Genomic DNA, 24,373 nt, shown 5'->3' on the forward strand with positions numbered 1-24,373 from the left:
CACTGAAAACACATTATTCCTCAAAAACCTCAGCACTTATCAGTTAGCAACACGATTTTTTGAGCGATAGAAGGGACGTTTCACCACAACTGCGGGGTAAGCTTTGCCGCGAATCTCAACTTCTAATGGCTGACCAACAGTTGCTAGCTTGGTGGGAACGTAGCCTAAAGCAATGGGATAACCAAGTGTGGGCGATAAAGTACCACTGGTGACTTCTCCCACAACTTTACCTGTTGATAGAATTTGGTAGCCATGACGAGCAATGTTGCGTCCTTGGGTTTGCAAACCTACCAAGCGCCGTTGCACTCCCGCAACTTTTTGCTGTTCTAAAACTGCCCTACCAATAAAATCGCCTTTGGTGTCTAGGTGAACTAGCCAACCCAAACCTGCTTCTAAAGGCGTGGTGGTGTCGTCGATGTCTTGGCCGTAAAGTGCCAAAGCTGCTTCTAGCCGCAGGGTATCTCTCGCACCGAGTCCACAAGGAATGACGCCATTATTATGAAGACTTTGCCACAATTCTAATGCCACATCAGGGTCTACCATCACTTCAAAGCCATCTTCTCCGGTGTAGCCTGTGCGGGCTATGAAGCCTGGTTTACCCAATACCGTGGCTTCTAGGTGACCAAATACTTTGATTGCTTGTAAGTCCTGCTGCACTAAGGGTTGGAGATATTTAATAGCTTTTGGCCCTTGTACGGCAATTAAGGCTTTTTCTGGTGAAAGGTCTTGGAATTGCACCTCATTTGGTTCGAGGTGTTGCAATAGCCATGCTTTGTCTTTGCTAGTGGTTGCCGCATTGACTATAATAAACGCCCTTTGTGTACCAGTGGTGTCTTCACCTTGATAATAGACAATGATGTCATCAATAATTCCGCCTTGGGGATTTAACAAGACAGTGTATTGTGCTTGACCGGGTTGCAACCGACTCAAATCTGAAGGTACTAAAGACTGGAGTTGGGATATGAGGTTTTTACCTTGGAGAGTAAATTTGCCCATGTGGGAAATATCGAACATGCCGGCTGCATTTCTGACAGCTTCATGTTCGCGGCTAATTCCACTAAATTGTACCGGCATTTCCCAACCACCAAAGCTGGTAAAGCGTGCTTTGAGTTCTACACCCAATTGATATAAAACAGTCCGCGCCAAAGATTGGGCGTTGTCTTCTTGATTAGCCACAGGTATTTATGCGATCGCACCTCAACATCTCTCTATCCTACGAGATGCTTTCGGGTTTGAGAGAATAGTTTGAGGTAACAAACAAAAGCCTCCGCAATCAGAACACACAATTGATAACTCAGCACTCTCTACTGAGGTTTAATAGTTAATGGTGGAAATGTTGAGATTTGTTAATTTAACATTATGAAGTATCGGCAAATACTAGCTAGCTTTATCTTAGCCATAGCTCTTTTTGTTTTTCCCCTCTCGGCGCAAGCTGCGAGTTCTTCCAGTATTACCCGTTCTGCTGGAGAGAACTTGCAGAGCAAGGATTACTCCGGCCAAAGTCTAATTGGCACTGAGTTTACCAATATCGATTTAGAAAATGCTAACTTTAGCAATGCTGACTTACGCGGTGTTGTGTTTAACGGTACTGTCTTAGAGGGAGTAAATCTGCATGGTGCAGATTTTAGTAATGGCATAGCCTATCTAGCAAGATTTAAGAACGCTGATTTAGGCGATGCAGTCTTGAGTGATGCAATGATGCTGCGTTCTACATTTGATAATGTTGATATTACTGGCGCTGATTTTACGAATGCAGTTTTAGATGGAACGCAAGTGAAAAAACTTTGTACGAAGGCGAGTGGTGTCAATTCTAAAACTGGTGTGGATACCCGTGAATCTTTAGGATGTAGTTAAAACTTAACAACCCCTTCTTCTTCCTTGGTGGAGAAGGGGTTGTTTAATACTTTTTAGTTAAGGCAATAGACGCGATAAATCGCCGTCCTTACAATACCTTCGGGTTAATTGCTTTTAGACATCATGTTTTTTATTTAATGTCAATATAAAAATAGCTTTATTTGAGCTTCAGAAGGTCAACATTGAGCTTCCGAGGGTCAACATTGAGGTTTGGAACTCGAAACAAGAAATAAGATTTACACACTCATACCAATTTTCTATAAACTTGCACTAAATAATTTAATCTCTCTTCTTGCTATTTTCTTGGCGCTCTTGGCGTTCTTGGCGGTTCGTTTTAAAAATAAAGTGCATCTTCACAGAGAAATGGTATCAGATTGCCCAACCTCCTTAAAAAGGGAGGAACCGGAATCAAAGTCTCCCTTAAAAAGGGAGATTTAGAGAGATCTAAGACTTTTGATACCAACAAGAGGACTTTTTAAACATCCTCTAATACTCGCTGACGAATCTTTGATACTTGTGAATGCAATTCAACCTTCGACCTCTCTCATAGCCGATGCCCCATGCCCCATGCCCCACATCCTAATTCCAATCTTGTTCTTCTTTCTTGCCGCGACTTTTATAAATACCGCCCAAATCATGCAGTTGACGAGTTTTTTCAAAAAGCTGGGCTTCGGTCAAACCCCACTGCTGCAAGACTTTATCTAAATCTTTTTGAATGTCTCTCGCCCCTGGAAAGCCTTGATAACGAATTCGCAATCTAGCTAATTCTGCTAAATTATAGTCTGTCGCTTGTTGAGCGAGTAAAATATCAATAAGGGGGCGATCGCGGTTATATAGAGGGTGCTGTTGTTCTTTTCCGCCCGTTGCTTCACTCATCGTAATTCCTGAGTATTGAGTGCTAAATCCTAAATTTTTAGTTTATCTGAACGTTGGGCATTGGGCATTGGGCATGAGGCATTGGGCATTGGGGACTTGTTCATCTCACTCAAAAACTCATTAATGAAGCCCAAAGACTCATTAATGCGGTTCAAAGACTCATTCATGAAGCCCAAAGGCTCATTAATGAACTTCAGAACCTTCAGAACCTCAATCTCCATGCCCAATGCCCCAGACGGCAACTACACCTGAAGTCTTACGGCTCTCACCACTGCCAGTCAAATTTAAATAAAGTTACATTAGTCCATAAGAAAATACAAAAATCTTTAGATGAGGGTGAATCTTATATCACCCAAAATCGAAGCAGCAAGGGAGCAAGAACCCGCTATGTTTGAACACTTCACTTCCGAAGCCATTAGAGTAATTATGCTAGCTCAGGAGGAGGCCCGTCGCCTGGGACACAACTTCGTAGGAACTGAACAAATTCTCCTGGGTTTGATGGGAGAAGGAACTGGGGTTGCTGCTAAAGTGCTGGCGGAATTAGGCGTTACTCTAAAAGACGCACGCCGCGAGGTAGAAAAAATTATTGGTAGGGGTTCTGGCTTTGTACCGCCAGAAATTCCTTTTACTCCTAAGGTGAAAAGCCTCTTTGAGCAATCGTTTAAAGAAGCTCATAGTTTGGGACAGAATTACATTAATACTGAACACTTACTCTTAGGATTAACAGAGGCAGGCGAAGGTGTCGCCGCCAAAGTACTGCAAAATCTAGGGGTTGATTTCAAGACAGTCCGCAGTGCGATTATTCGCCGTTTGGGTGAAAATTCACCGGCTTTCGCTGGTGGTGGTAGTCAAAAGCGCACCCAAACCCTAACTATGGAAGAGTTTGGCAGAAATCTAACTAAACTAGCACAAGCAGGTCAACTCGACCCCGTAGTCGGTCGCGAGAAGGAAATTGAGCGTGCTGTGCAAATTCTCGGTCGCCGCACGAAAAATAATCCCGTCTTGATTGGGGAACCAGGAGTTGGTAAAACTGCGATCGCTGAAGGTTTAGCTCAACGTATTGTTAATCAAGATATCCCCGAATCGTTACAAGATAAGCAAGTCATCAGCCTGGATATGGGTTTATTAGTGGCTGGAACTCGCTTCCGTGGCGATTTTGAAGAACGGATCAAAAAAGTAGTAGAAGAAGTCCGTTCTGTAGGCAATATCATCTTGGTGATTGACGAAATTCACACCTTAGTCGGCGCTGGTGGTACAGAAGGCGGCTTGGATGCAGCTAACATCCTCAAACCCGCTTTAGCACGGGGCGAACTCCAGTGCATCGGCGCCACTACCCTCGATGAATATCGTAAGCATATCGAACGCGATGCCGCACTAGAGCGTCGTTTCCAACCGATTATGGTCGGCGAACCATCAGTTGAAGAAACCGTACAAATTCTTTACGGCTTGCGCGGTGCCTACGAACAGCACCACAAAGTCACAATTTCTGACGCGGCAGTGGTAGCAGCAGCCAAGTTGTCAGACCGCTATATTAGCGATCGCTTTTTGCCAGATAAAGCAATAGACTTAATTGATGAAGCTGGCTCCCGCGTTCGTCTGCGGAACTCTCAAAATTCTGCCAATAGAGAACTCAAGCGCGAACTCGCTGGGGTGACCAAATCCAAAGAAGCAGCAGTCAAAGCCCAAGATTTTGACAAAGCCGGACAACTACGCGACCAAGAATTAGAACTCACAGCAAAACTGCAAAGTGAACTAGCAGAAAGTGAGAAAAATCTCAATACTGCTGTAGTTGATGAAGAAGACATCGCCCAAATTGTCGCTTCTTGGACTGGCGTACCAGTCAACAAGCTCACTGAATCTGAGTCAGAGTTGCTCTTGCACCTAGAAGACACTCTGCACCAGCGGCTTATCGGCCAAGAGCAAGCAGTCACATCTGTGTCTCGTGCCATCCGTCGCGCCCGCGTCGGTCTAAAAAATCCCAATCGTCCTATTGCTAGCTTTATCTTTTCCGGGCCCACTGGCGTTGGTAAGACAGAATTAGCTAAAGCCTTGGCAGCTTATTTCTTTGGTTCGGAAGAAGCAATGATTCGCTTAGATATGTCCGAATACATGGAAAGCCACACCGTCTCCAAATTAATTGGTTCGCCTCCTGGTTATGTAGGATACGACGAAGGCGGACAGCTAACCGAACTAGTGCGGCGCAAACCATACACAGTGCTGCTTTTCGACGAAATCGAAAAAGCACACCCTGATGTATTTAATATGCTGCTGCAAATCTTGGATGACGGTCAACTAACCGATGCCAAAGGCCGAAAAGTCGATTTCAAGAACACGCTGATCATTTTGACTTCTAACATCGGTTCCAAGGTGATTGAAAAAGGCGGTAGTGGTTTAGGCTTTGATTTTGACACCCAAGCCGACGCTAGTTACAACCGCATTCGCAACTTGGTAAATGAAGAACTGAAAAATTACTTCCGTCCAGAGTTCCTCAACCGTCTCGATGAAATTATCGTCTTCACCCAGCTTTCTAAGGATGAAGTCAAGCAAATTGCTGACATCATGCTCCGTGATGTTGCTAGCCGCCTAACGGAAAAAGGAATCACTTTAGAAGTTAGCGATCGCTTCAAAGAGCTTGTGGTACAAGAAGGCTATAATCCCAGCTATGGCGCTAGACCATTACGCCGAGCAATTATGCGCCTCTTGGAAGATTCTCTCGCCGAAGCACTGTTATCTGGTGAAATTGTAGACGGAGATACAGCGGTTGTTGATGTTGATGATGACTCTCAAGTAAAAGTCCAAAAATCAGCAAAACGAGAGCTGCTATTGGCAAATGTTGGCTAATATTTATACCTAATCACTTTTTGCTGTAATATTTTAGGAACACTCTAGCCTCTTGTTTAGGCAGAGCCACCACAGGGGCATCTCAGACAAACATCAGTGAAATGGTATTATATCTTTCACCTCTGGTATTTCTACCAGAGGTTTTTTTTGGATAAATTTTCTGACAATTGAGCTATATTTGCTTGCTATATTTACCCAACTCCTACCAAAGGCTGGGTTATTTCAAGTTTCTGACGTGGCGATCGCCCTGTCAACATTTCCACTACATCCATTCCATTACCAATTACACCCGGTACGCTGGGATAGCCTGCACTCGCGCCTACCAAAAAGAGGTTCGGTAATTCCGTCACATATCCCAGACGATTTAAACCAACTTGTTTGGGAATTAATTTTGCACCGTAAATATTACCTTGGGGTTGTCCGAGATAAAATTCGCTGGTGGTGGGTGTACCGTAAACTTTCATTCGCGCGTAGTTGTCCACATCTGGAATCAAATCTCGCACGCTTGTCATCATCTGCTGATAAACTTCCCGTTTTCTGGCTTTATAGGCTTTTGGGTCGGTTTTATGCAGATATTCAAATGGTTCGTAGGAACAGACAGTAGCAATTTCTAAAATGTGATGTCCTTCTGGCGCCATCCCTGGTTCGCTGGATTTCATCGTCGGACACGAGAGGAAAATCCACGGATGGCTGAGGTCTCCCTGCAATTGTTGTTGATATTCTTTGTTGAGGTTGCCTGTGGGATAATACCAAATATTCCAGTTACCGATGCCGTAGCGTTGCGGATCGAAGCGACTATCTAAACCCAGGTAAATATTAAAAGCACTAGCTGAGTATTCGTAACGGGTGAGGCGTTGACGTTCTTTGTAACTCAAAGCTTCCGAATCGTGCATCAACTCTACTGTTAATTTCGGGTCGAGGTCGCTGATATAAGCTTTACTGGCGCGATAAGTGATTCCATCGGCAAGTACGCTATGGACGGTGCGGTTGCTAACTTGAATATGGTTAACCGGGCTTGAATACTTGATTACACCTCCACCTGCGGTAATTACATCTGCAATGGTGTTAACAAAGTGTTTAAAGTGATGTTTTGGATAATAAGCGCCTTCTGAGTAGTCCCAAACTAGGGAAGTGTGGGTGAGTAGGGCAATTTCTTCGGGTGGTAGTGCATAGTCGCCACTTTGCCCCGCTAATATTGCTTGCAGTTTGGGCGATAATCTCGCATCATTATATAAATCTTGTAGTGTCCACTTCCGCTTGCAAAATAAATTAAAATATTTTGGTAACTTCAACCAATCAGATAATTTGCGATCGAACCAGCGTACTTCCTGTACCAAGTTGCGAATTTCTTGGTGGAGTCGTTGAATTTCATTGCAGTAATGGTTAATTGCTTTAGCTTCTTCTGGAAATGTGGAAAGTAAACGCGATCGCAAATTTTCCCAACCCAAAGGAATTTTAAAATCTACCTCTGGTGTAATGACGCGATCGATACATTCAGGATGGAGGCTATTAAAGGGTATATTTTGTCCAATATAATCGAGAAATTGACTTATGGTCTGACCGGAACCACATTGAGAAATATAATGAACATCAGCACAAAAACTGTATTCTCCATAATCAAAGGTGTGGCAACATCCACCAGGTAAATAATGTTGTTCTAAAACTGCTACTCGGTAGCCTTGTCGGGTTAAACAAGCTGCGGCGGAAAGTCCACCCAGTCCGGCTCCTAGAATTACGTAATCGAAGATTTCCATCTCAGCCTCCTCTGACAATATTGATTTATCTTGATTTCGGTGTTATGGTTTTTTTCACCGTTTTTTACTTGTCAAAATGGCAAAACATTCAGGATTTTTTCATCTAGCTTTGTAGTTTTCAAGCTTATGAAAATCAGGTATAGCAGCCAACAGGCTTAAAATTCTGTTTTTGCCGATGTTTGAGGATCGGTTTATGTCCTAATCTCACTAGCAGCTGCTATTGAATGACCATTGAGTAGAAGGTGTAAGGATTTTTATCGATGATAGTGGCAATTGCATCATTACTAAATGTTTTGATATTTAGCCGCGGCACTTTTGAGCCAACAACCTAATTCACATTTAGATGCCCTGAAGGGTGTTTAAAGTAGCCACATAATTTCGCTGCAAATCTTTGTGAAAACTTGCAGATAGTTAGGCGGCGATAATTTAATAATCTAAGCTTTTTAGTTCATCTTCTATGTATTCAGATTATCTAAGCTGGCAAGAATTGTTTGACAATATTTGCTTTTCTTTATAAAAACTATCTTTAGTTGAAATTAGCTAAAATGATACTTAGCAAATAAGTGTAGTAACTAATGAAAAGACTATTTTGATTAACTTAAAATTTGAAAAATTAACATTAAATTTTAGAAAATCATCTTGATAATTCCAATAAACTATAATACGTAATTTGCTGTTGTGCAGATTACAATTGACTAATGACTAATGACTGATGACCAATGACCATTAAGCCATTTGCACCACTTGTAGGGCAACAGCAAGCCATAGAATTGCTTACTGAAGCTGTTAGGCAAAAACGAGTTGCTCCAGCTTATTTATTTGTCGGTCCAGATGGTGTAGGCAGGAGTTTAGCAGCCAGGTGCTTTGTGGAATTGCTATTTTCTAGTGACATGGAAATCACTAGTGCTTTACAAAACCGTTTGCGTCAAGGTAACCACCCAGCTTTATTGTGGGTGCAACCAACTTATCAATATCAAGGACAACGATTTACAGCAGCACAAGCGGCTGAAAAAGGACTCAAGCGTAAAGCGCCACCTGTAATTCGACTAGAACAAATTCGCGAGATCGCCGAGTTTCTCAGTCGTCCACCTCTAGAAGCACCAAGGAATGTGGTAGTGCTAGAGGAAGCCCAAACAATGGCAGAAGCCGCAGCGAACGCTTTACTCAAAACTTTAGAAGAACCAGGACAAGCAACGTTAATTTTAATTGCACCTACAGTTGAGTCTGTGTTGCCAACTTTGGTGTCACGCTGTCAGCGCATTCCTTTTTATCGCTTAGATGCACAATCTTTGGCTGTTGTACTCACACAAACAGGTCATCAAGAAATTTTGCAACATCAGGCAGTATTGAATATAGCAGCTGGCAGTGCGGGAAGTGCGATCGCATCTTACGAGCAATTACAAGCTATTCCCCCAGAATTACTAGAAGATTTGCAAAAAGCTCCCAAATCCTACCGCAATGCTTTGGAGTTAGCCAAAAAAATTGATAAAGATTTAGATACAGAAGCGCAACTATGGTTAGTTGATTATCTTCAACAATTTTACTGGCAGCAGTGGCATCAAACCAAGGCGATCGAGGAGCTAGAACAAGCTCGTAAATACTTGCTTGCTTACGCTCAACCACGGCTAGTTTGGGAATGTTTGCTTTTATCTATATTTCAAAAATCAACACTTTATTTATGATAGCGATCGCCCAACATATTCACAGTTATCTATACTCTAATTCGCGATCGCTACCATACCAATGCTAATTGTATGATTATTCACACGCTAAAATAGTTGTAGCAGCTTTTTGTATCTCTCAGACACTTACTCCGATGTTTAAGTGTCAAAATACATCTTCACAAGACACTGAAAATTTACTCAATTGCCAAAAATTCTGGAAAACAAAACTCTTGGTAGAGATGACTAATCTAAGCTGCCAAATTATCGTCTTTGAAGATTCCATCCCTGGCTCATCATGAACTTAGTACGGACAATTCCAGCTCTTCTTTTAGGGGCTAGCTTGGTTGCACTTTCCCCGCAACTTTGCACTGCTTCCACCGTTCAAAAGATACCTAACCTTGCCCAAGCATCAACTAATTTGCCACTGATTAAATCAGCAGGACTGTCCCCTGATATGAATGTACCTTGGTCAAAACCCGTGAGAATCCTCGACCCTTTTGAAGGCGAGTTTTTTGGAGTTTTTGACCGCAATTATTTAGGTGGTTATTTATACCGTAATGGTTCAAAACAAGTTATTAGTTTGTGGACTCCTTCAAGCGTTAGACTACTGGTAACAGTAAATTACGGTCAAGCTGAGTCTTCTTTCTATACCGCAGGTTATCTGTATCCCAGACCAGATTATCTGAGGTTTGTGACTACCCAAAAAGTAGATAAACTTTTGGTCAAGGTCAGAGAAAAAGTTTTTCAATTAGACGGTTCAACAGGCACGTTTGTTGTTAATCAAGAACTAGCCACTGCTTTGAAAAATGCTCCAGATGAGAACTTAGACATCAGGTTAGTATTGGAAGGAGGTCAAACCGTTGATAGTGAAATTGGTAAGGGGACGGTGAAAGCTTGGCGAAGTATTTACTAAGCAACAAATTTCTCCTCTCGAACAGGAAGTTACAAATTACACAAAACCCCTGATCTTGGTTAATCAAACGCTAACATTCTTTCTTGTCTGCTTCCTTGCCCCCTCGGTTCTTCCACCTCCTCTGCCCCATTGCCCAGACCCTTTTATTAATCATTTTTATTTATTGAATTAAAAAATAAATATAATTGTTTTTATCGTTGAAAGTATTTAAAGTAGAGTTAGCCGGTCAACAATGGGTTGATTGTCAAGTTTTTCTTAGCAATAGCTTAGGGAAATGGCTTCAGTGAATTTGTATATTTAGGTGTGGGTTTAAAATATTACGCCTGTGGTAATCTCTAACAAATCAGAATACGCACTTTTAGCCCTGTTAGAGTTGGCAACTTGCTACCCTAACGGTGACGCCCTGCAAATCCGAGAGATAGCAGCATTACAAGATATACCGAACCGCTACTTAGAACAACTCCTGGCAACATTAAGGCGTGGAGGTTTAATTAAGAGCATACGCGGAGCCAAAGGTGGCTATGTTTTGGCGCGAGATCCCAGGACAATCACAGTGCTGGATGCTTTTACCTGTATGGAAGGTTCGGATGCTGTTGCCTCTACTTGCGAACCGCCTCCCAGCACAGTAGAAGGTGAGCTAATTCAAGAAGTTTGGCAGGAAGCACGTGAAGCTGCTAACTCAGTATTGCAAAAATATACACTTCAAGACCTTTGCGAACGGAGAACAATCCGACAACAGAAGGAACTGATGTATTACATTTAGTAATTTAGCTTATATCTGGGCGGGCGATACGAACGGTGTACAAATCAAAATTCTGGCAACTTGGATTTTTTATGCTGTTCTCAATCAATTATGTATTGATGTAGCGTAGACGCGTTCGCGGAGCGTCTCCGACAGGAGAAGAGAAGCGGCTTGCCTTTGGCATCGCTCTTAACCAACCTTTAGACCGAATTTCTACAGAGATGATTTTCAGGAGTTTATACCATTTCTCCCAAGCTGTTCTCCGTGGTGATGCTAGTGAGGCTATTCCTTATCTTGTCGAACATCAAAGGCTCTTTGGATTGGTAAAAACAAGGCGTAAGCGCCATCGAGAAGTTGAGGCTTACACCCAACAAATTTGGGCTTTATCTTCTTAAGTTGTGCAACAGGCGTGAGGTACAGATAATTGTAGAGAACATGGCTGTGCCCCTACCCGGATACTTCATTTATCTGAAATACGCTGTATTTTACAAATAAATAGTACAAACTAAAACCCATATTTCATAGTCAATAGTTGAGAGTTTATCAACTATTGACTACTAAATCTTGACTAATCTCTTAATAAGATACAGCCACTTTTTCATCCACTATCTGAGCATTTTCAGCAACAATTTTGCGGAATAAATCACCTTCAATTGTCTCCTGTTCTGCGAGCAAGTCTACTAAACGCTCCAAAACTACGCGGTTTTCTTGCAATAGTTCTTTTGCTTTGATGTAGGAATTGTTGACAATTTCGCGGACTTGGGAATCAATTTTGGCGGCAATTTCCTCGGAATAGTCTGATTTATTCATCCAGTCGCGTCCTAGAAATACTTCTCCACTCTGATTTTCTAGGGACAACGGGCCTAATTCTGACATCCCAAACCGCGTAACCATTTGGCGTGCCATTCCTGTAACTTTTTGCAGGTCATCTCCTGCGCCTGTGGTCACTTCTGGCTTACCAAAAACAATTTCCTCGGCAGCCCGACCGCCCAAAGTGGCAGTGATACGTGCTTTGAGTTGGGAACGGGAAATCAATCCTTGTTCTTCGTTGGGAGTAAACCAAGTTAATCCCAGTGCTTGGCCGCGGGGGATGAGGGTAACTTTTTGCACGGGGTCGTGGTCTTTGAGCAATGTACCGACTAAGGCATGTCCGACTTCATGATAAGCAATTAAGCGCTTGCTCTTGCTGTCTACCAAGGCGGTGCCTTCCATACCCGCAACTACTCTATCTACAGCGTCATCGATTTCTAAGATGGTGACGGCTTCTTTGCGTCTCCTAGCTGTGAGAATGGCAGCTTCGTTGAGTAAGTTGGCTAAGTCTGCGCCAGTAAAACCAGGAGTGCGGCGGGCGATCGCTTCTAATGATACGCTAGGGTCAATCTTCTTATTCCGGGCGTGGACTTGTAAGATTTCCAGCCTTCCCTTTAAATCTGGCGCATCCACCATCACTTGTCTGTCAAAGCGTCCTGGCCTCAGCAGGGCTGCATCTAATACATCCGGGCGGTTAGTGGCAGCAATAATAATGATGCCTGTGTTACCTTCAAAACCATCCATTTCGGTCAGCAGTTGGTTGAGGGTTTGCTCTCGCTCATCATTTCCGCCACCGATACCAGTACCCCGTTGTCTACCTACGGCGTCGATTTCATCGATAAATATCAGGCAAGGTGCATTGTCTTTGGCTTTTTTAAACAAGTCACGCACGCGGGATGCACCCACACCAACGAACATTTCCACAAATTCCGAACCGGAAATGCTGAAGAATGGTACGCCCGCTTCACCAGCGATCGCTTTTGCTAGTAAAGTTTTACCTGTACCAGGAGGGCCAATTAGCAATACTCCTTTGGGAATACGTGCGCCCACAGCAGTAAATCTTTCTGGCTGTTTCAGGAAGGTAACAACTTCTTGCAATTCTTCTTTGGCTTCTTCAACCCCAGCGACATCTTCAAATTTCACACCAGTTTTTGCTTCCATTTGGAAACGAGCTCTGGATTTACCGAAATTCATCGCTTGGCTAGAAGCATTAGTAGAACGACGCAGGAACAATAGCATTAAAGCTATCAACGGCAAAATCCACATGAGATTAATCAACAAGCCAACAGCAGCCCGACTGTTCGCAGAAGAAATCTCACCAAATTCAACATTCTTATCTTTGAGAATGTTAATCAATTCTGTATTTTGCGCTAAAAGTCTCACCTGTTGCGGTGATGTGTTCTCTTTTTGCCCTTTGAGATAAACCCTTGCTATTTGTTCGGCTTCATCAAGCTCAACTTTTTCGATTTCTCCCGCCTTCGCTTTCTTAATCAACTCACCATAATTTAAAGAGTTGCTCTCTGGTTTTTGTGCCAAAACAGGAGTACTTCCAAAAATTCCTGGCAACATCATCAAACTAGCTGCTAGCCCACCAATCCAAGCAACGCGCTTTGACGACTTCTGTTTTATCAACGCTTTTTTTCGCAAATTTGTCATAATATTTACCCTTTGTCTGCTGGCAGAAGTTGAGCTGTGGTTTTATGCCTATTCTTCTAGCAAAAATCCCAATAACTGGATATTACAGTTTTCTTATCTAGTCTAACTTCCAGACAAAAACATTCCCAAATGTCTCCCAACTATTGCATAAACTCAATCAGCTAGATAATTTACACAGAAATAGTTATAGCAGTTGCCAGTTAGATTAGGACATAAATCTATCCCAAAACCGACACCAAAATATTTTGAAGCCTGTTACTTGCTGTATAAGCCATAAGTTAGAAGACCTGCTGCAACTGGCTCCGGAATCGTTGGCGAACCATCACCCTTGGTAGGGGAAAAAACCAAGAATTTTTTCCAAAATTTTAATTTGACACATTCTGATACAAATCGCTAAAATAAACATAGTCATAACGACTTCGTCTTAAATGGCTTTGCGATCGCAGGTAATTAGTAATTTGTGAGTTAATTATGGTGAAAATTGTTGGTATTGGCGGTAGTTTAAGACCTAATTCTTATACCCAGCTGGCTTTGGAAGTTGCAATGCAAAGAATAGAAGCCTTAGGTGGGGAGGTAGAGATTCTCGATTTACGGCAGTTGCAGCTACCATTTTGTACTGGTGCAAAAGAGTATCCAGAATACCCAGATGTGAAGCGGTTGCAGGATACAGTTAGTGACGCTCATGGGTTAATTTTGGCGACACCTGAATATCATGGCGGGGTTAGTGGTGTTCTGAAAAATGCTCTGGATTTGATGAGCTTTGACCAACTATCTGATAAAGTGACGGGATTGATTAGTGTATTAGGGGGTCAGCCTAACAGTAACGCGTTGAATGACCTCAGGCTAATTGTGCGTTGGGTGCATGGTTGGGTGATTCCAGAACAAATTGCGATCGGACAAGCTTGGGGTGCTTTCAGTCCTGAAGGTAAGCTATTAGATGAGAAACTTTCTCAAAGATTTGACCAATTTGCCCAGAGTTTAGTTGATAACACTCGCAAGCTACGGGGTGTTAATTAGTTATAGGTTGAGCATGAAATTATTGTAGGGTGTGTTAGGTGCATATTTCGAGATTATTTGTCACAAAAATATGAAATGAGCGCCTAACGCACCGCTATATCTAGGAATCATATTTGATTGGAAAAAATTATTTTAAATCGAGAGAATAAAGAACATAAAAACTTTTGAAAGTATTGTATTTAATCAGCTAATTGCTCATATTAATACTAATTTTAAAAATATGGTTTCTATATTAGACATATCACGTAACCTTTGCAACTTAAATTTAATATCAGAACAAACGTACCAGCAGATAGAGTCTTCAATGGAAGAAGGTGAAATGCCTAGTCGTTCGACGTTGCTCTATAAACTTGGACAGGAGGCAGTGAACCGCCGACTTAACCTTGATTTTCCTACCTTGTTTCAAGATTTTCCTACCTTGTTTCAAGTTACTATTGCATTTGAAGCACCTGCTGAATTTACTGAAGAAATGCGCTTAGAATTACTGCAACTGTTAGAACAACTCAAACAGTCAGGAGTTATTACCGAACGTGTTTATCAAAGACTAGAAGCAGATATTAAAGCTAGTCATATCAAAATGGATATCGAGCTATTTCAGCAAGCCGAAAATCAAATGGAGGTTTATGAGAATTTACAACTCAATGATTTAAAACCCTACCTTAAAACCTTGCGTTCTAGTGGTATATTATCTGCTGATGGTTACACGAAATTAATACAAGACATCCAAACAGAAAATATTGCTAGTAACATCGACTTATTTAAACACTTTGATCGTACAGTAGTTTTTAACATCAACGATTACTCTAAAAAACTGTATGATTACTTGCCAGAAATTTATCAAAGCATTGTTAATATGCTCCATGAATCAGGCATAGCAAACATTAAAATTGGTAGTTTTTCGGTTGATGAGAAAATGATATTTTCAATATATACGAATGGAAAGAAATATCAGTATAATTTATATCCAGTTATCAAAAATAAATTTTCTATACCTATCGCTGAAAGAAGAGAATTTTTTTTCTTATTTAATAAAATACTGCGGGATATAGGTTCGTCGTATCGATTTTATGACATAGGAACTGTTAGCGACGAATTAATAGGTCTATCAGCGTTAGGACATACTAATAAATTTGGATTTATTGCACTTAACAATAAGCAATTTAAATTATTTTTGGATAAATCATATATTTTTGATCTCAATAATTTTTATGAACAAGAAAAATATTTAACAACAGGCCGGATAGAGGAAATTATTACAATTTTAGAAAAAATAGGATTATTAAGTCACTTAACAGCACAACAAATAAATATAGCTGAAGATAATATTAGACAAAGTTATATCACTAACTACAACCAATTATTGGAAGCTTTCGATACTTTTGTTCCTACTATTGATTTGGAAGCCACTTCTACAGAGGATAAATATAAGCGACTTATCCGTAAATTTGCAGAGGTTTCACGAGGTAATTTCACACCAACTGACATTTCATTTGACTGGAAAAATAATCAAACTGCTGAAGTTTCTTTTAAGTTGAATGGCAAACACTACTTTACAAATCTTGAATTTCAAGATGATTTTGTAGACGATCGTAGGCTATTTAGTTTAATTCTACAATTAGTGGATCAAACTGTAGCTAATGATGGCAGATTTTATCCACTTTATGAGAAGCGTAATTATATTACTGGGTACATTTTTCTAACTAGCGAACAGCGCAGATTACTCGAATCTGAAAAACTGCTTGTACTTTATCCATAAATATGATTTTAAAAATAAAATCCTAGCGGTATAACAAAGCGGTGCGTTAGGCTAAAGCCATAACACACCCTACTTAAAATTTACTCAATTCAGAATTCTTTAGATATTTATACTTTGGGGAATTTGAGAAGGTAGCAAGAATTTGTAAGGCATTATTCTTGTATGATTCCTTTTAGTAATTTCTTGCTCAATTGCTTTGAGTTGATTTTGAAAAGTTGCCAAGGCTGAATTAATTTGTGGCTTGGATTTAAAGTATGAGTTCGAGTATTGCCCTAGCTGTGTATAGTAAACTGAGCCAAGCAAATAAGTTACCTTAAGTTGGGTTCTGGCTTGCTCTATGGAAGGTAGCATACTCATAAAGTCGCCTTGTTCATCGAGACTTGTCGGCGCTGGGGAATAACTAGCTAGAGGAAAAGCAGGTGCGTAAGTCATGAGTTCACCTTGGGCAAAATTAACCGCAGCATGTTGAGCACTAGCTGTAAAAATAATAGTGGAAACAGCATCAATTAGATAATCTAGGGTTTTAATTCTGCCTGAAGTATCTTCACCAAAATTCTGGAGGCGGCCTCCTTGTTGTGAGATTAATTCCTTCGCCCAATTTTGTAAAGCTTGGTCTGCTAGTAGTTGTTGCTCGCTGATATAGTAACTGCTCAAATAAGCACGCACCCATTGATGAATCGCGTTCCAAATTAGCAGTCCGTCATCTCGATAAGGATATTCAGGTAATTTATGAGTATTATCAACACGGCGACTTGCTAAGATATTGGGAAACATTGCATCGTTGAAATGATGCAAATAATCTTGGGCAGCTTGAACAGTGAGTTGGCGATCGCTCTCTATTGTACTAGCTAAAAGTTCATCAACTTGACGGCGATCGGCAACTAAGATTTTATGAGCGCCGTAATTGATTAATATAGTTCCTTCAAAGTGAGGTTCCAGCAAAATCCTTAAATGATGGTTTGCTGGTAATCGTCGCTTAGTAGCAATTACGAAAGGTTCGATAAATAAGTGAGTGCGACCAAGATGGCTAACTAGTTCATGGTAATTGCTATCGGCCATTTGCACAATACTTTTGGCGATCGCCCAGTTCTCGCCATCAAGAGGTGTGAACACTGGATGTTCGGACTTACATTGAATAGCTAGCGGTACTAAAGACCGAGATGGGTTGCTAGCTGGGGGTACTACAAATAATGCTAAAGGCGAATAGATATACTTTTGCTGATTTGGAAAACTCCCATTTTTCATGTTTTTCAACATAGAATAATCAGCTTTATAAAGCCGACCTTCTTGCCTTGCAGCTTCCAGGGAATCATTAGGAATACCGACAATTCTTTGGTATTGTTCGTTGCTAATTCCTAAAGTTTTTTCTTGTTGCAATACCTGTTCCAGCATCAGCGGATTTGGCCCAGCAACCTGCATATAACCAAAAACTAAGTCCTCTTTAAATCTAGAGCTAATCTCTGGTAGAGGTATTTTCGCAAATAATTTATTATAATCTTCAATACTTGGATTCATTGTCGATGTGCCTGTAGAAAAGTCTACTTCCATAGGCAAAGGTTGATTGTTTTCTAGCTCCAACAATCTCGCATCAGAATTAATGATTTGCTTGAAAGCATTACTTAATAAATCTGTGAGTGAATCTTCTAAACTAAATGACGATAAAAATTCTACATTTCCTGATTCATTATTGAATTCAAGTAACTCAAACTGCTCGTCAACAGCTTGAAGTTTTTCTTCAAATTCAGATATCTCTGTTGCATCAAATGAAACAATATTTGATGGTTCGGCAGCAACAATTTCATCAGTAATATCTTGAGTAATTGATGCTATAGTTAAGGCAATTTTTTCTAAATCTTGGTAACTTTCAGCATCTTTAATTTTTTGCTCTATATTTTTTAAAGCTTCTACTTTATTATCTATGACTGAGGTATTATTTTCAGCATCATCTATATCGAAAGAAATACCGCCCCTGAATAAGCCCGAAAAGTTACTAATAGTATCATTTACCAAAATCAGCGTGATCTTTTGAGCTACTGCAAGTACCCATTTTAAATTAGGTAACTCTTGAATTGGGAGTTCTATTTTAATGGCTGGTAATGGCAGGGCACCTGTCATTGCCAAAGGAGGTATATAACTGTAATTGTATTCATACTGCATGTATTGTAATGATGCTTTACTAAGTTTGACTAACTTGTATAAAAGCACCAAAAGGCTTTGTAAATCTCCTTTAGACAGACCTAAAGAAGAAGATATAACGTGAGAAGTGAGAGACATTTCCGCTCCTAATTTTTAGTATTCCTTGGCCACAAACATCAACTAAACGCATCTAGCCTTAGAGAGATTTTTCTAAGATTTGTAATCTATCAAAGATAGCACAAGGCATAAAAATTCAGTAAACAATAATGATTTTTTATGTTAAAAGTTGTTAACTATTTAAGCAAAATTGTTTAGAATTATCAAAATATATTTATTAGCAATAAAACCAATTTTTACATCCGTATAAAACACAGAATAAAAAACTTTTAACAGGGTTAAAAGTTTTTTAATATATAACTCGGTTATGAAAAATTTTATTTCATTTACCTGTAATCTGTTGCATTAAAAATAATGGTTTGCAACCACGATCTTGAAAAAACATTGACATATTTACAATTTAATGCAACTAGATGCTGTGCCATAAATTTAGGAATTACCACTAGATGCAAATTAGAATTTTAGCGATTTTTTGTTTAAGTCTTATCAGTATAAAATTAATTATTGGGCAGTACCGATACCATCGCACAAATGCTTATCATCTTCTGATATGTCTTGGCTATATGTAAGATAGTTTCGCGTCCAATCACAGGCATTATTTAGGAGTGGATTTAAAGCCAGCAGATCTAAATCCCAAATAACGATCGCACTTTTATTATTGACTGTAGTAACTAAGGTTTTGCCATCAGGGCTGAAGATGACATTGCCTACAGTATGCTAACTGCAAATCAGGTTGTTTTTCCTGTAGTAGCGGTATTAAACCCCCTAACACTACCGATGATTTACCGCTACCAGAAGCACCTAACACAGCTAAAAAGTTGTGTTCGCTCAACTTTTGTTGCAGTTGGGTAATTAGTTGTTCTCGCCCAAAGAAAAATTCCCGGTTTTCCACCCGGAAAGGATACAAACCCCGGAAGGGACAACGAGAATCATAAACTGGTGGTTGGTGACCTAACGCCAAACCATGAAAGTTGATGTCTAGTATTTCCTCGCAGAGATTGTTAATTTCTTCTAAAGCTTGTTCTCGTTCTTTGAGGGCTTCTTTGCTCAAAGCTGCGGAATCTGCACCTAAGATATTTTCTAGCTTCTGGGCAGGGATCTCGAATTTTGGTTGCAGTGTTGGCGCTCTTTGTGGTAATAATTCAGCCAGACCTTGTAAACCATATTTGATTTCTGCGGTGGTTAGTTGGCGATCGAGTTGGTCAGTAAATAAAGGTCGCCCGCCCAAACGGCTAAACAATGCTGGAACTGTAATATCGCCGCGCTTTGCTAAAGCGGCTGTTGCTTCATGCAAAGCAGAGTCCACCTCTCCCGATGCTCTGAGTTGTTTATAAAAGTTTTCTATTAGCGTTTCGGCTGTTTTAATGGTGACTTTATCGGTCATTGCCACCACCGCCGGCATCCCCAAATCCCGTACTAATCTTTGTCCTAAGCCTCCTAACGATCCTTCGGCATCAGGGCTGGCGCTTTCGCAAGTACAAAGAAAGGTAAAGTGGGGTAGCCCTTTGGCTCCACGTAATGGGCGTAATCGGTCTAGTAACTGTGTTGCAGGGATGGCTTCCACTGTATTATCAGCTTTTGACCAGTAGACAATGGTTTCACCATTATCCATTACCCTACCGTGACTGACAAAATGTAGTATTGTATATTGTTTGTTGCGATCGCTCAGGTGAGTACACAGTTCGTCTATTGTGGGTAAACCAATAGCTCCATCAACTGTTGCCAAAATATCGCAAGGTATTTCCCCCAGTGCAGACTTGACGCTATTAACGCTGGCTGCAACATCAAATTGAGCTAATTTATACTTTTGGGAATCGCTGGGACTAGCAACTAAAACCAGCGCCCGCAAGTCTCGCCGTCCAATGGGGGGAAAGCGGCGGTCAGTAATTGCCGGAATGTAGAAAGAAAATGGTACTCGTTGGTTTAGTGCTAATAACTCCCATTCACCATCGATAGGGGCGCAGAGTTTTTCCCAACGTAAAGTTCTTAATTGTGGATCTGATGCTTCAATAAACAGCAACATTCTCAGTGGTTCGTCACTTTCGCGCATCGCACCAACAAAGGCATCGCGTACATCATCTCGAAATAAATTTTTTCCTAGCAATTTACCGTAATCTTTGGGCTGTCCGAGAAAACTGATGAGCTGCTGAAAATTTTCAGCACTCAGTTCGAGAGTACCTTCCGAGCGTAATGGCAGGAGTTCGCCAAATCGGGTGTGTTCTACAACAATTGGCCAGTTATTTTCTGATTTGCGCTGGATAGTAATCTCGAAGGTGTTCATATTTTGGGGGGAGATGGGGAGATTGGGAGATCGGGAGATGGAGATATGGAGAGAGGAATTTTTCTCAGTCCCCAGTCCCCAATTCCCAGTTCCTAACTTAATTTCTTCAAAGTTTCCAGTAGGCTAACTGTCGCTGAAAGTGCTGCTTGGAGCTTTTCTGTACGGTCAGCAGAAGCTTGTTCGACTGTCTGGGCAAATTGTTCTAGTGCTTGGTTGAGGTTTGTCTGAGCTTGTTGGATTGCAGATGTGTTAGATGGTTGCGGTGTTGTAGGTGCAGTCGGTAAATTTATTGCTGCGATAACTGCGCGATCGCCACTTGAATTATCGCTCACAACTAACCGAACTGCGGGGTCGCCAATAATCGCATAACTGCGGGCGTCGTTGTTTGCTGTCCACATATCAGACAAATTCATCGGATCGGCAGTTGCGCCATATTTAACTTCTTCGAGTTCGGTACTCAAATCAGATGAAAGTTCGGCGTAGCGTTCGTTGAAATATTCAACAGCTGACCCCACGGGATGACCTTCTAACAGTCTCTTGAGCGTACTTTGAAAGACTGCTAATTGTTTGCCAGTGCGTCCCCAGACAAAAGAGCAACCCCAAGCCCGTTCTACGTGACCGATGACAGCTAAAGCGCCACCTTTGGGATGGCTCAGAAGCCGACGGGGTAAAGGAGCAACAAAAGCATTAGGAGCGATTTGTAATCTTTCATTGGAGCCTTTTCTATGAGCAAACTCATCAAATTGAGGCGTACCGGCACCATAACAAGCAAAGTGAAAGGCAATTAGCCCTAGCAACTTAGCATCATCGCCAACATCGTCCGCAGAGAAGTAAAAATCTTCGGGAATTGGTTTTTTACCCCACTCTCTACCAGGCCAGTCCTGACAGAGCAAAGCACCCTGATGGCGTAGTTGTCGCTCATCACCGTTGGGAAAGCCCATACCGTGACTAGCAGTGAACAACAAAGCAGGTGTTTCTTCACCACCTAATATTTTCGCTAACCGCGCCTTTGTAGCTTCTTCTGCAAGTAAAGTTTGTACTGCCCAACTATTATCTTTGTTCTCGTCAAGCATCCAGTCAGCTAAGGGCTGAATCAAGTTTTTAGCACTGAGTTCAGTGGCCGCATCACCTTTAGTACACACACCGAAAAAGCTAGCTTTACGAGCCAGATTTAAATCAGTGGTTTCAGCCTGTACGACACTGCGAGCATACTGAGCATATTCTTGGGGCGTATCAAAGTAGATCCGACCTACAGCATATTGAACATCAAGTTGGTATTGGAAGCGATAAGGAATAGTTTCCGGATCGCCAACAATCAACAGATAATAAGGCATTTTATCTGGGTCAGCAGGGCCGGGGCCGACTCCATGACGCGACAAAAATTGATTCTTCGATTCTCCTGGACGATAGCCCTTGGCGCCGACATATTCCTGATAGTAATTTTCGTTATTTTTCGTCGCTTGCCTTTGCCGATGTTCTAACAGTTCCTTGAGTGCTTCCCTGATTGCTGGGTCGGCATTATAAGCGAAAATAACTCCCCAACCGGTTTCTGCAAGGTTTTTCGGATCTACACCTTCTATCGGCGCAAAGTCGGGTTCTAAACCTTTAACATGGGAATCTTTTCTTTTGAGTTCGCTGATTTCTGTAGGATCGAACTCTTCACCCTGAGCAATTTTAGAAACCTGCTCTGGTGTCAAAGGAGGCAACAAATAATCTCCCGATGCACCGTTAATTCCATTGAAATATAGCTCTTGTGTCAGTTGTTCAATGCTCATCTTACGCAATCCTTCTATTTCTAATTCACTGGATAAGGCAAAAATAAAAAGTTAAAAGGTAAAAGATAAAATGGTTGCGATCGCTCTAATTTTTCTGATAACGAAAAGGCGATCGCTGAAAATTTCCTAATATTAATTACAGAAATTCTCTTTTTACTTTTTACCTTTTACTTTTGACTTTTAACTACCAAAAGCTGCTGACCACACAGCATGAGCTACTTCTGGTTTATCAATGGCATTGTGAGCGCCTACAAACTGATCTAGTAAGCTAGGAGGAACATAAATATAATCATTACTGTTGAGGTTGTAAATTTTTCCCGGTTCAAAGTTGTAAGGTTTGTTCAGAGGTTGCATGTATGTTATGTCGCTGCTGATGTTCAAACCATCACCTTGGATTCCATAACAACCAATGGCACCAACACCAGGATAAATTGATGTATCAACGCTAAAGTCTATATCTTGACCGCCAAGTATTCCCAGCGTCCCCGCCATAGGATAGGCATTCTTGACAGCCTTATCATATATAGATTGGGTAGTAATAATTGGCCCTGCAACTTTATTACCAGTAATAATAGAGCGGAAGTAACCAGGACGATTGTTTCTATAGGGGACATTTGCACAGAAACCCCAGAGTGAAAAAGCGCCTTGTATTAAAGCAAGAGAATTAACCGGACGAAGTAAATTTTTCTCGTCAGTACCTGCTACGATGGCTGAGACAAAAATACATCCAAAACTGTGCCCCATCAGATGAAATCGCACACTATTATCTGTCACCTCTTGGAGTCTATTTAACAAATTGAAGCCGCTGGTTCGACCGATTTTCCTAGCTCGGTCTTTCATTTTCCAGAAAGATAACAATCTCGGAACGTTCAAGAATGCATCAGCCGCTGATTTTACACTTGTCTCAATTCCGAAACTGACATCTTCGTCTTCTTGTGCAAGGCTAGCTTCATATACACTATCGGGATCTAAATTTAAGGATTCGCTTTCACCCCAGCCATCTGCATCTTCTCCTTCACTGCTCGAAGATGCTTCTTTAATCAAAACCTTATAAGCTTCACGTACTTCAGATGGTAATGTATCGGGTGCAACGTCATATTCTGTTGCTGCTGAAAAAATTGTTCTCAGGGCATCTCTAGCAGCTTCAGTATCAGCAATACTCTGAGAATACTGATTAATTAACTCTTCCTGAGAATTATCTGTAGCCTCAAAAGACACAATTGTTTTGTCTGTGGTGACTGCATTCAGATTTTCATCTCCCCAAGGCTTACTAGGCCAATGCAGGCCAATTAACAATGGGCGAAATCCTGGCCTTAACTGTTGCATTTTTTGAATATCAGCTTCGTTTTTAGCCATAGCTGCAATCCATTTGTCATATTGATCTTTTGCCGCAGGAATGTCACCTTGCCATCCGTGGCTCATCAAAAAAACATCTGTGATTGGCTCCCCAGATTTCCTAGATTCAGATAATATATTTAGTACTGTTTGGCTGATTGACTTTCCATTGTTTGCGCGTTCTCTGCCATTAGCGTCAAAAGCGATTAAGTAGTAGGCTAAATCAGTTCCAACTAATGTTTCTGGCATGTGTAAATCCTTCTATTTCAGCATTTTATTTAATTAAAAAAACAAGAAAAACATTACATTCGTTCCACAAAAATGTGGCTGCTGTTATCAAACAGCACCCCTATTTTTTGCATATTTACTGGACAAACATTTCGCTACCAAATCTTTTTAGATACTCAATAAGGTAGCGAAATTATGGTTTTTTCCTAATCTCTTGATATTTGCGTCGGTCTAAACTTTCATCGTCATTACTAAGATTTTGGCGTATTTTTATACACAACTGGTATAAGATAGTTAACGCCAAAATTTGCTGTGTGACTGGTCATATCATGTCCCGTTAAACACTTATCATTGTGGAGGACGCTCTGACGCACAGCAATTTTAATAATAAGCGATCGCCTGGATTTCGATATCAAGAGATTGTAATCTTTTAGTACCTAGCCAATGTGATATTACTGGTTACAGAATAACTTTAACAATGCTAGCTAACCTGAGTGATAATACTGACTTTAAAGGGAATTTTACTTAAAGTGAGATGAAAAAAAATAATTGGATCTCAGTATTTTGGTGCAGACGTAAATTAACGCTTGAGGAGTATCTGCAACGGTGCGATCTAAA

The 24,373-nt window shown here is 41.0% G+C and carries 16 protein-coding genes and 1 pseudogene; 8 read left to right on the forward strand and 9 right to left on the reverse strand.

The features are described from left to right. Positions 1 to 39: 39 nt before the first annotated feature. The gene (gene gcvT, locus NSTC745_RS28395) at positions 40 to 1,176 is read right to left on the reverse strand and encodes a glycine cleavage system aminomethyltransferase GcvT (RefSeq protein ID WP_445633976.1); all 1,137 of its coding nucleotides are present in this window, start codon (positions 1,174 to 1,176) and stop codon (positions 40 to 42) included. Positions 1,177 to 1,359: 183 nt separating this feature from the next. On the opposite strand from gcvT, the gene NSTC745_RS28400 reads away from it, so the two are divergent. Then, positions 1,360 to 1,854 carry a pentapeptide repeat-containing protein gene (locus NSTC745_RS28400; RefSeq protein WP_445633977.1) on the forward strand — a complete coding sequence of 165 codons (495 nt, stop codon included), beginning with the start codon at positions 1,360 to 1,362 and terminating at the stop codon, positions 1,852 to 1,854. Between the two features lie 579 nt (positions 1,855 to 2,433). On the opposite strand, the gene NSTC745_RS28405 is transcribed toward NSTC745_RS28400, so the two are convergent. Together NSTC745_RS28405 and NSTC745_RS28410 are read right to left on the reverse strand one after the other, a co-directional pair. Beyond that, the gene (locus NSTC745_RS28405; protein WP_096538702.1) at positions 2,434 to 2,730 is read right to left on the reverse strand and encodes a DUF3288 family protein; all 297 of its coding nucleotides are present in this window, start codon (positions 2,728 to 2,730) and stop codon (positions 2,434 to 2,436) included. Between the two features lie 29 nt (positions 2,731 to 2,759). Further along, positions 2,760 to 2,951, reverse strand: a complete 192-nt coding sequence (locus NSTC745_RS28410; protein ID WP_445633978.1) for a hypothetical protein — start codon at positions 2,949 to 2,951, stop codon at positions 2,760 to 2,762. A 166-nt stretch (positions 2,952 to 3,117) separates the two neighbouring features. Between NSTC745_RS28410 and NSTC745_RS28415 the strand changes: the two genes are divergently transcribed. Then, positions 3,118 to 5,571 carry an ATP-dependent Clp protease ATP-binding subunit gene (locus NSTC745_RS28415; protein ID WP_445638710.1) on the forward strand — a complete coding sequence of 818 codons (2,454 nt, stop codon included), beginning with the start codon at positions 3,118 to 3,120 and terminating at the stop codon, positions 5,569 to 5,571. A 191-nt stretch (positions 5,572 to 5,762) separates the two neighbouring features. On the opposite strand, the gene NSTC745_RS28420 is transcribed toward NSTC745_RS28415, so the two are convergent. Continuing rightward, a complete protein-coding gene (locus NSTC745_RS28420) occupies positions 5,763 to 7,325 on the reverse strand; it encodes a phytoene desaturase family protein (protein ID WP_445633979.1) in 1,563 nt (520 codons plus the stop codon). A 719-nt stretch (positions 7,326 to 8,044) separates the two neighbouring features. Between NSTC745_RS28420 and NSTC745_RS28425 the strand changes: the two genes are divergently transcribed. The 4 genes and pseudogenes from NSTC745_RS28425 to NSTC745_RS28440 form a co-directional block, all read left to right on the forward strand. Further along, positions 8,045 to 9,007 (forward strand): DNA polymerase III subunit delta', encoded by a 963-nt coding sequence (locus NSTC745_RS28425; protein WP_445633980.1) that lies wholly within the window; start codon positions 8,045 to 8,047, stop codon positions 9,005 to 9,007. Positions 9,008 to 9,284: 277 nt separating this feature from the next. Then, on the forward strand, positions 9,285 to 9,902 hold the full coding sequence (locus tag NSTC745_RS28430) for a hypothetical protein (protein WP_445633981.1): 618 nt from the start codon (positions 9,285 to 9,287) through the stop codon (positions 9,900 to 9,902). Between the two features lie 325 nt (positions 9,903 to 10,227). Further along, complete coding sequence (locus NSTC745_RS28435; protein WP_445633982.1) at positions 10,228 to 10,665, forward strand: RrF2 family transcriptional regulator; 438 nt, start codon at positions 10,228 to 10,230, stop codon at positions 10,663 to 10,665. 4 nt (positions 10,666 to 10,669) lie between these two features. Beyond that, a pseudogene (locus NSTC745_RS28440) lies at positions 10,670 to 11,039 on the forward strand (hypothetical protein); the annotation flags it as partial. Positions 11,040 to 11,220: 181 nt separating this feature from the next. Here NSTC745_RS28440 and ftsH read toward each other — a convergent pair. Next, on the reverse strand, positions 11,221 to 13,110 hold the full coding sequence (gene ftsH, locus NSTC745_RS28445) for an ATP-dependent zinc metalloprotease FtsH (RefSeq protein WP_445633983.1): 1,890 nt from the start codon (positions 13,108 to 13,110) through the stop codon (positions 11,221 to 11,223). Between the two features lie 471 nt (positions 13,111 to 13,581). Between ftsH and NSTC745_RS28450 the strand changes: the two genes are divergently transcribed. Both NSTC745_RS28450 and NSTC745_RS28455 read left to right on the forward strand, forming a co-directional pair. Continuing rightward, entirely contained in the window at positions 13,582 to 14,127 is a 546-nt protein-coding gene (locus tag NSTC745_RS28450; protein WP_445633984.1) for an NADPH-dependent FMN reductase, read from the forward strand. A gap of 304 nt (positions 14,128 to 14,431) precedes the next feature. After that, complete coding sequence (locus NSTC745_RS28455) at positions 14,432 to 15,883, forward strand: hypothetical protein (protein WP_445633985.1); 1,452 nt, start codon at positions 14,432 to 14,434, stop codon at positions 15,881 to 15,883. A 99-nt stretch (positions 15,884 to 15,982) separates the two neighbouring features. Here the strand turns inward: NSTC745_RS28455 and NSTC745_RS28460 are convergent, their stop codons facing one another. From NSTC745_RS28460 to NSTC745_RS28475, 4 genes are all read right to left on the reverse strand, one after another. Continuing rightward, entirely contained in the window at positions 15,983 to 18,157 is a 2,175-nt protein-coding gene (locus tag NSTC745_RS28460; protein WP_445633986.1) for a lipoxygenase family protein, read from the reverse strand. Between the two features lie 664 nt (positions 18,158 to 18,821). Next, positions 18,822 to 20,417 carry an nSTAND1 domain-containing NTPase gene (locus tag NSTC745_RS28465; protein ID WP_445633987.1) on the reverse strand — a complete coding sequence of 532 codons (1,596 nt, stop codon included), beginning with the start codon at positions 20,415 to 20,417 and terminating at the stop codon, positions 18,822 to 18,824. A gap of 92 nt (positions 20,418 to 20,509) precedes the next feature. Continuing rightward, the gene (locus tag NSTC745_RS28470) at positions 20,510 to 22,192 is read right to left on the reverse strand and encodes a hypothetical protein (protein ID WP_445633988.1); all 1,683 of its coding nucleotides are present in this window, start codon (positions 22,190 to 22,192) and stop codon (positions 20,510 to 20,512) included. A 180-nt stretch (positions 22,193 to 22,372) separates the two neighbouring features. Beyond that, positions 22,373 to 23,776, reverse strand: a complete 1,404-nt coding sequence (locus NSTC745_RS28475) for a hypothetical protein (protein WP_445633989.1) — start codon at positions 23,774 to 23,776, stop codon at positions 22,373 to 22,375. Positions 23,777 to 24,373: the final 597 nt, after the last annotated feature.

Source organism: Nostoc sp. DSM 114161 (assembly GCF_052692665.1).

Coding starts and splice junctions, on each gene's coding strand:
- NSTC745_RS28400 (WP_445633977.1), top strand. CDS start 1,360: ATGAAGTATCGGCAAATACTAGCTAGCTTTATCTTAGCCATAGCTCTT.
- NSTC745_RS28405 (WP_096538702.1), bottom strand. CDS start 2,730: ATGAGTGAAGCAACGGGCGGAAAAGAACAACAGCACCCTCTATATAAC.
- NSTC745_RS28410 (WP_445633978.1), bottom strand. CDS start 2,951: ATGGAGATTGAGGTTCTGAAGGTTCTGAAGTTCATTAATGAGCCTTTG.
- NSTC745_RS28415 (WP_445638710.1), top strand. CDS start 3,118: ATGTTTGAACACTTCACTTCCGAAGCCATTAGAGTAATTATGCTAGCT.
- NSTC745_RS28420 (WP_445633979.1), bottom strand. CDS start 7,325: ATGGAAATCTTCGATTACGTAATTCTAGGAGCCGGACTGGGTGGACTT.
- NSTC745_RS28425 (WP_445633980.1), top strand. CDS start 8,045: ATGACCATTAAGCCATTTGCACCACTTGTAGGGCAACAGCAAGCCATA.
- NSTC745_RS28430 (WP_445633981.1), top strand. CDS start 9,285: ATGAACTTAGTACGGACAATTCCAGCTCTTCTTTTAGGGGCTAGCTTG.
- ftsH (WP_445633983.1), bottom strand. CDS start 13,110: ATGACAAATTTGCGAAAAAAAGCGTTGATAAAACAGAAGTCGTCAAAG.
- NSTC745_RS28450 (WP_445633984.1), top strand. CDS start 13,582: ATGGTGAAAATTGTTGGTATTGGCGGTAGTTTAAGACCTAATTCTTAT.
- NSTC745_RS28455 (WP_445633985.1), top strand. CDS start 14,432: ATGGAAGAAGGTGAAATGCCTAGTCGTTCGACGTTGCTCTATAAACTT.
- NSTC745_RS28460 (WP_445633986.1), bottom strand. CDS start 18,157: ATGTCTCTCACTTCTCACGTTATATCTTCTTCTTTAGGTCTGTCTAAA.
- NSTC745_RS28465 (WP_445633987.1), bottom strand. CDS start 20,417: ATGAACACCTTCGAGATTACTATCCAGCGCAAATCAGAAAATAACTGG.
- NSTC745_RS28470 (WP_445633988.1), bottom strand. CDS start 22,192: ATGAGCATTGAACAACTGACACAAGAGCTATATTTCAATGGAATTAAC.
- NSTC745_RS28475 (WP_445633989.1), bottom strand. CDS start 23,776: ATGCCAGAAACATTAGTTGGAACTGATTTAGCCTACTACTTAATCGCT.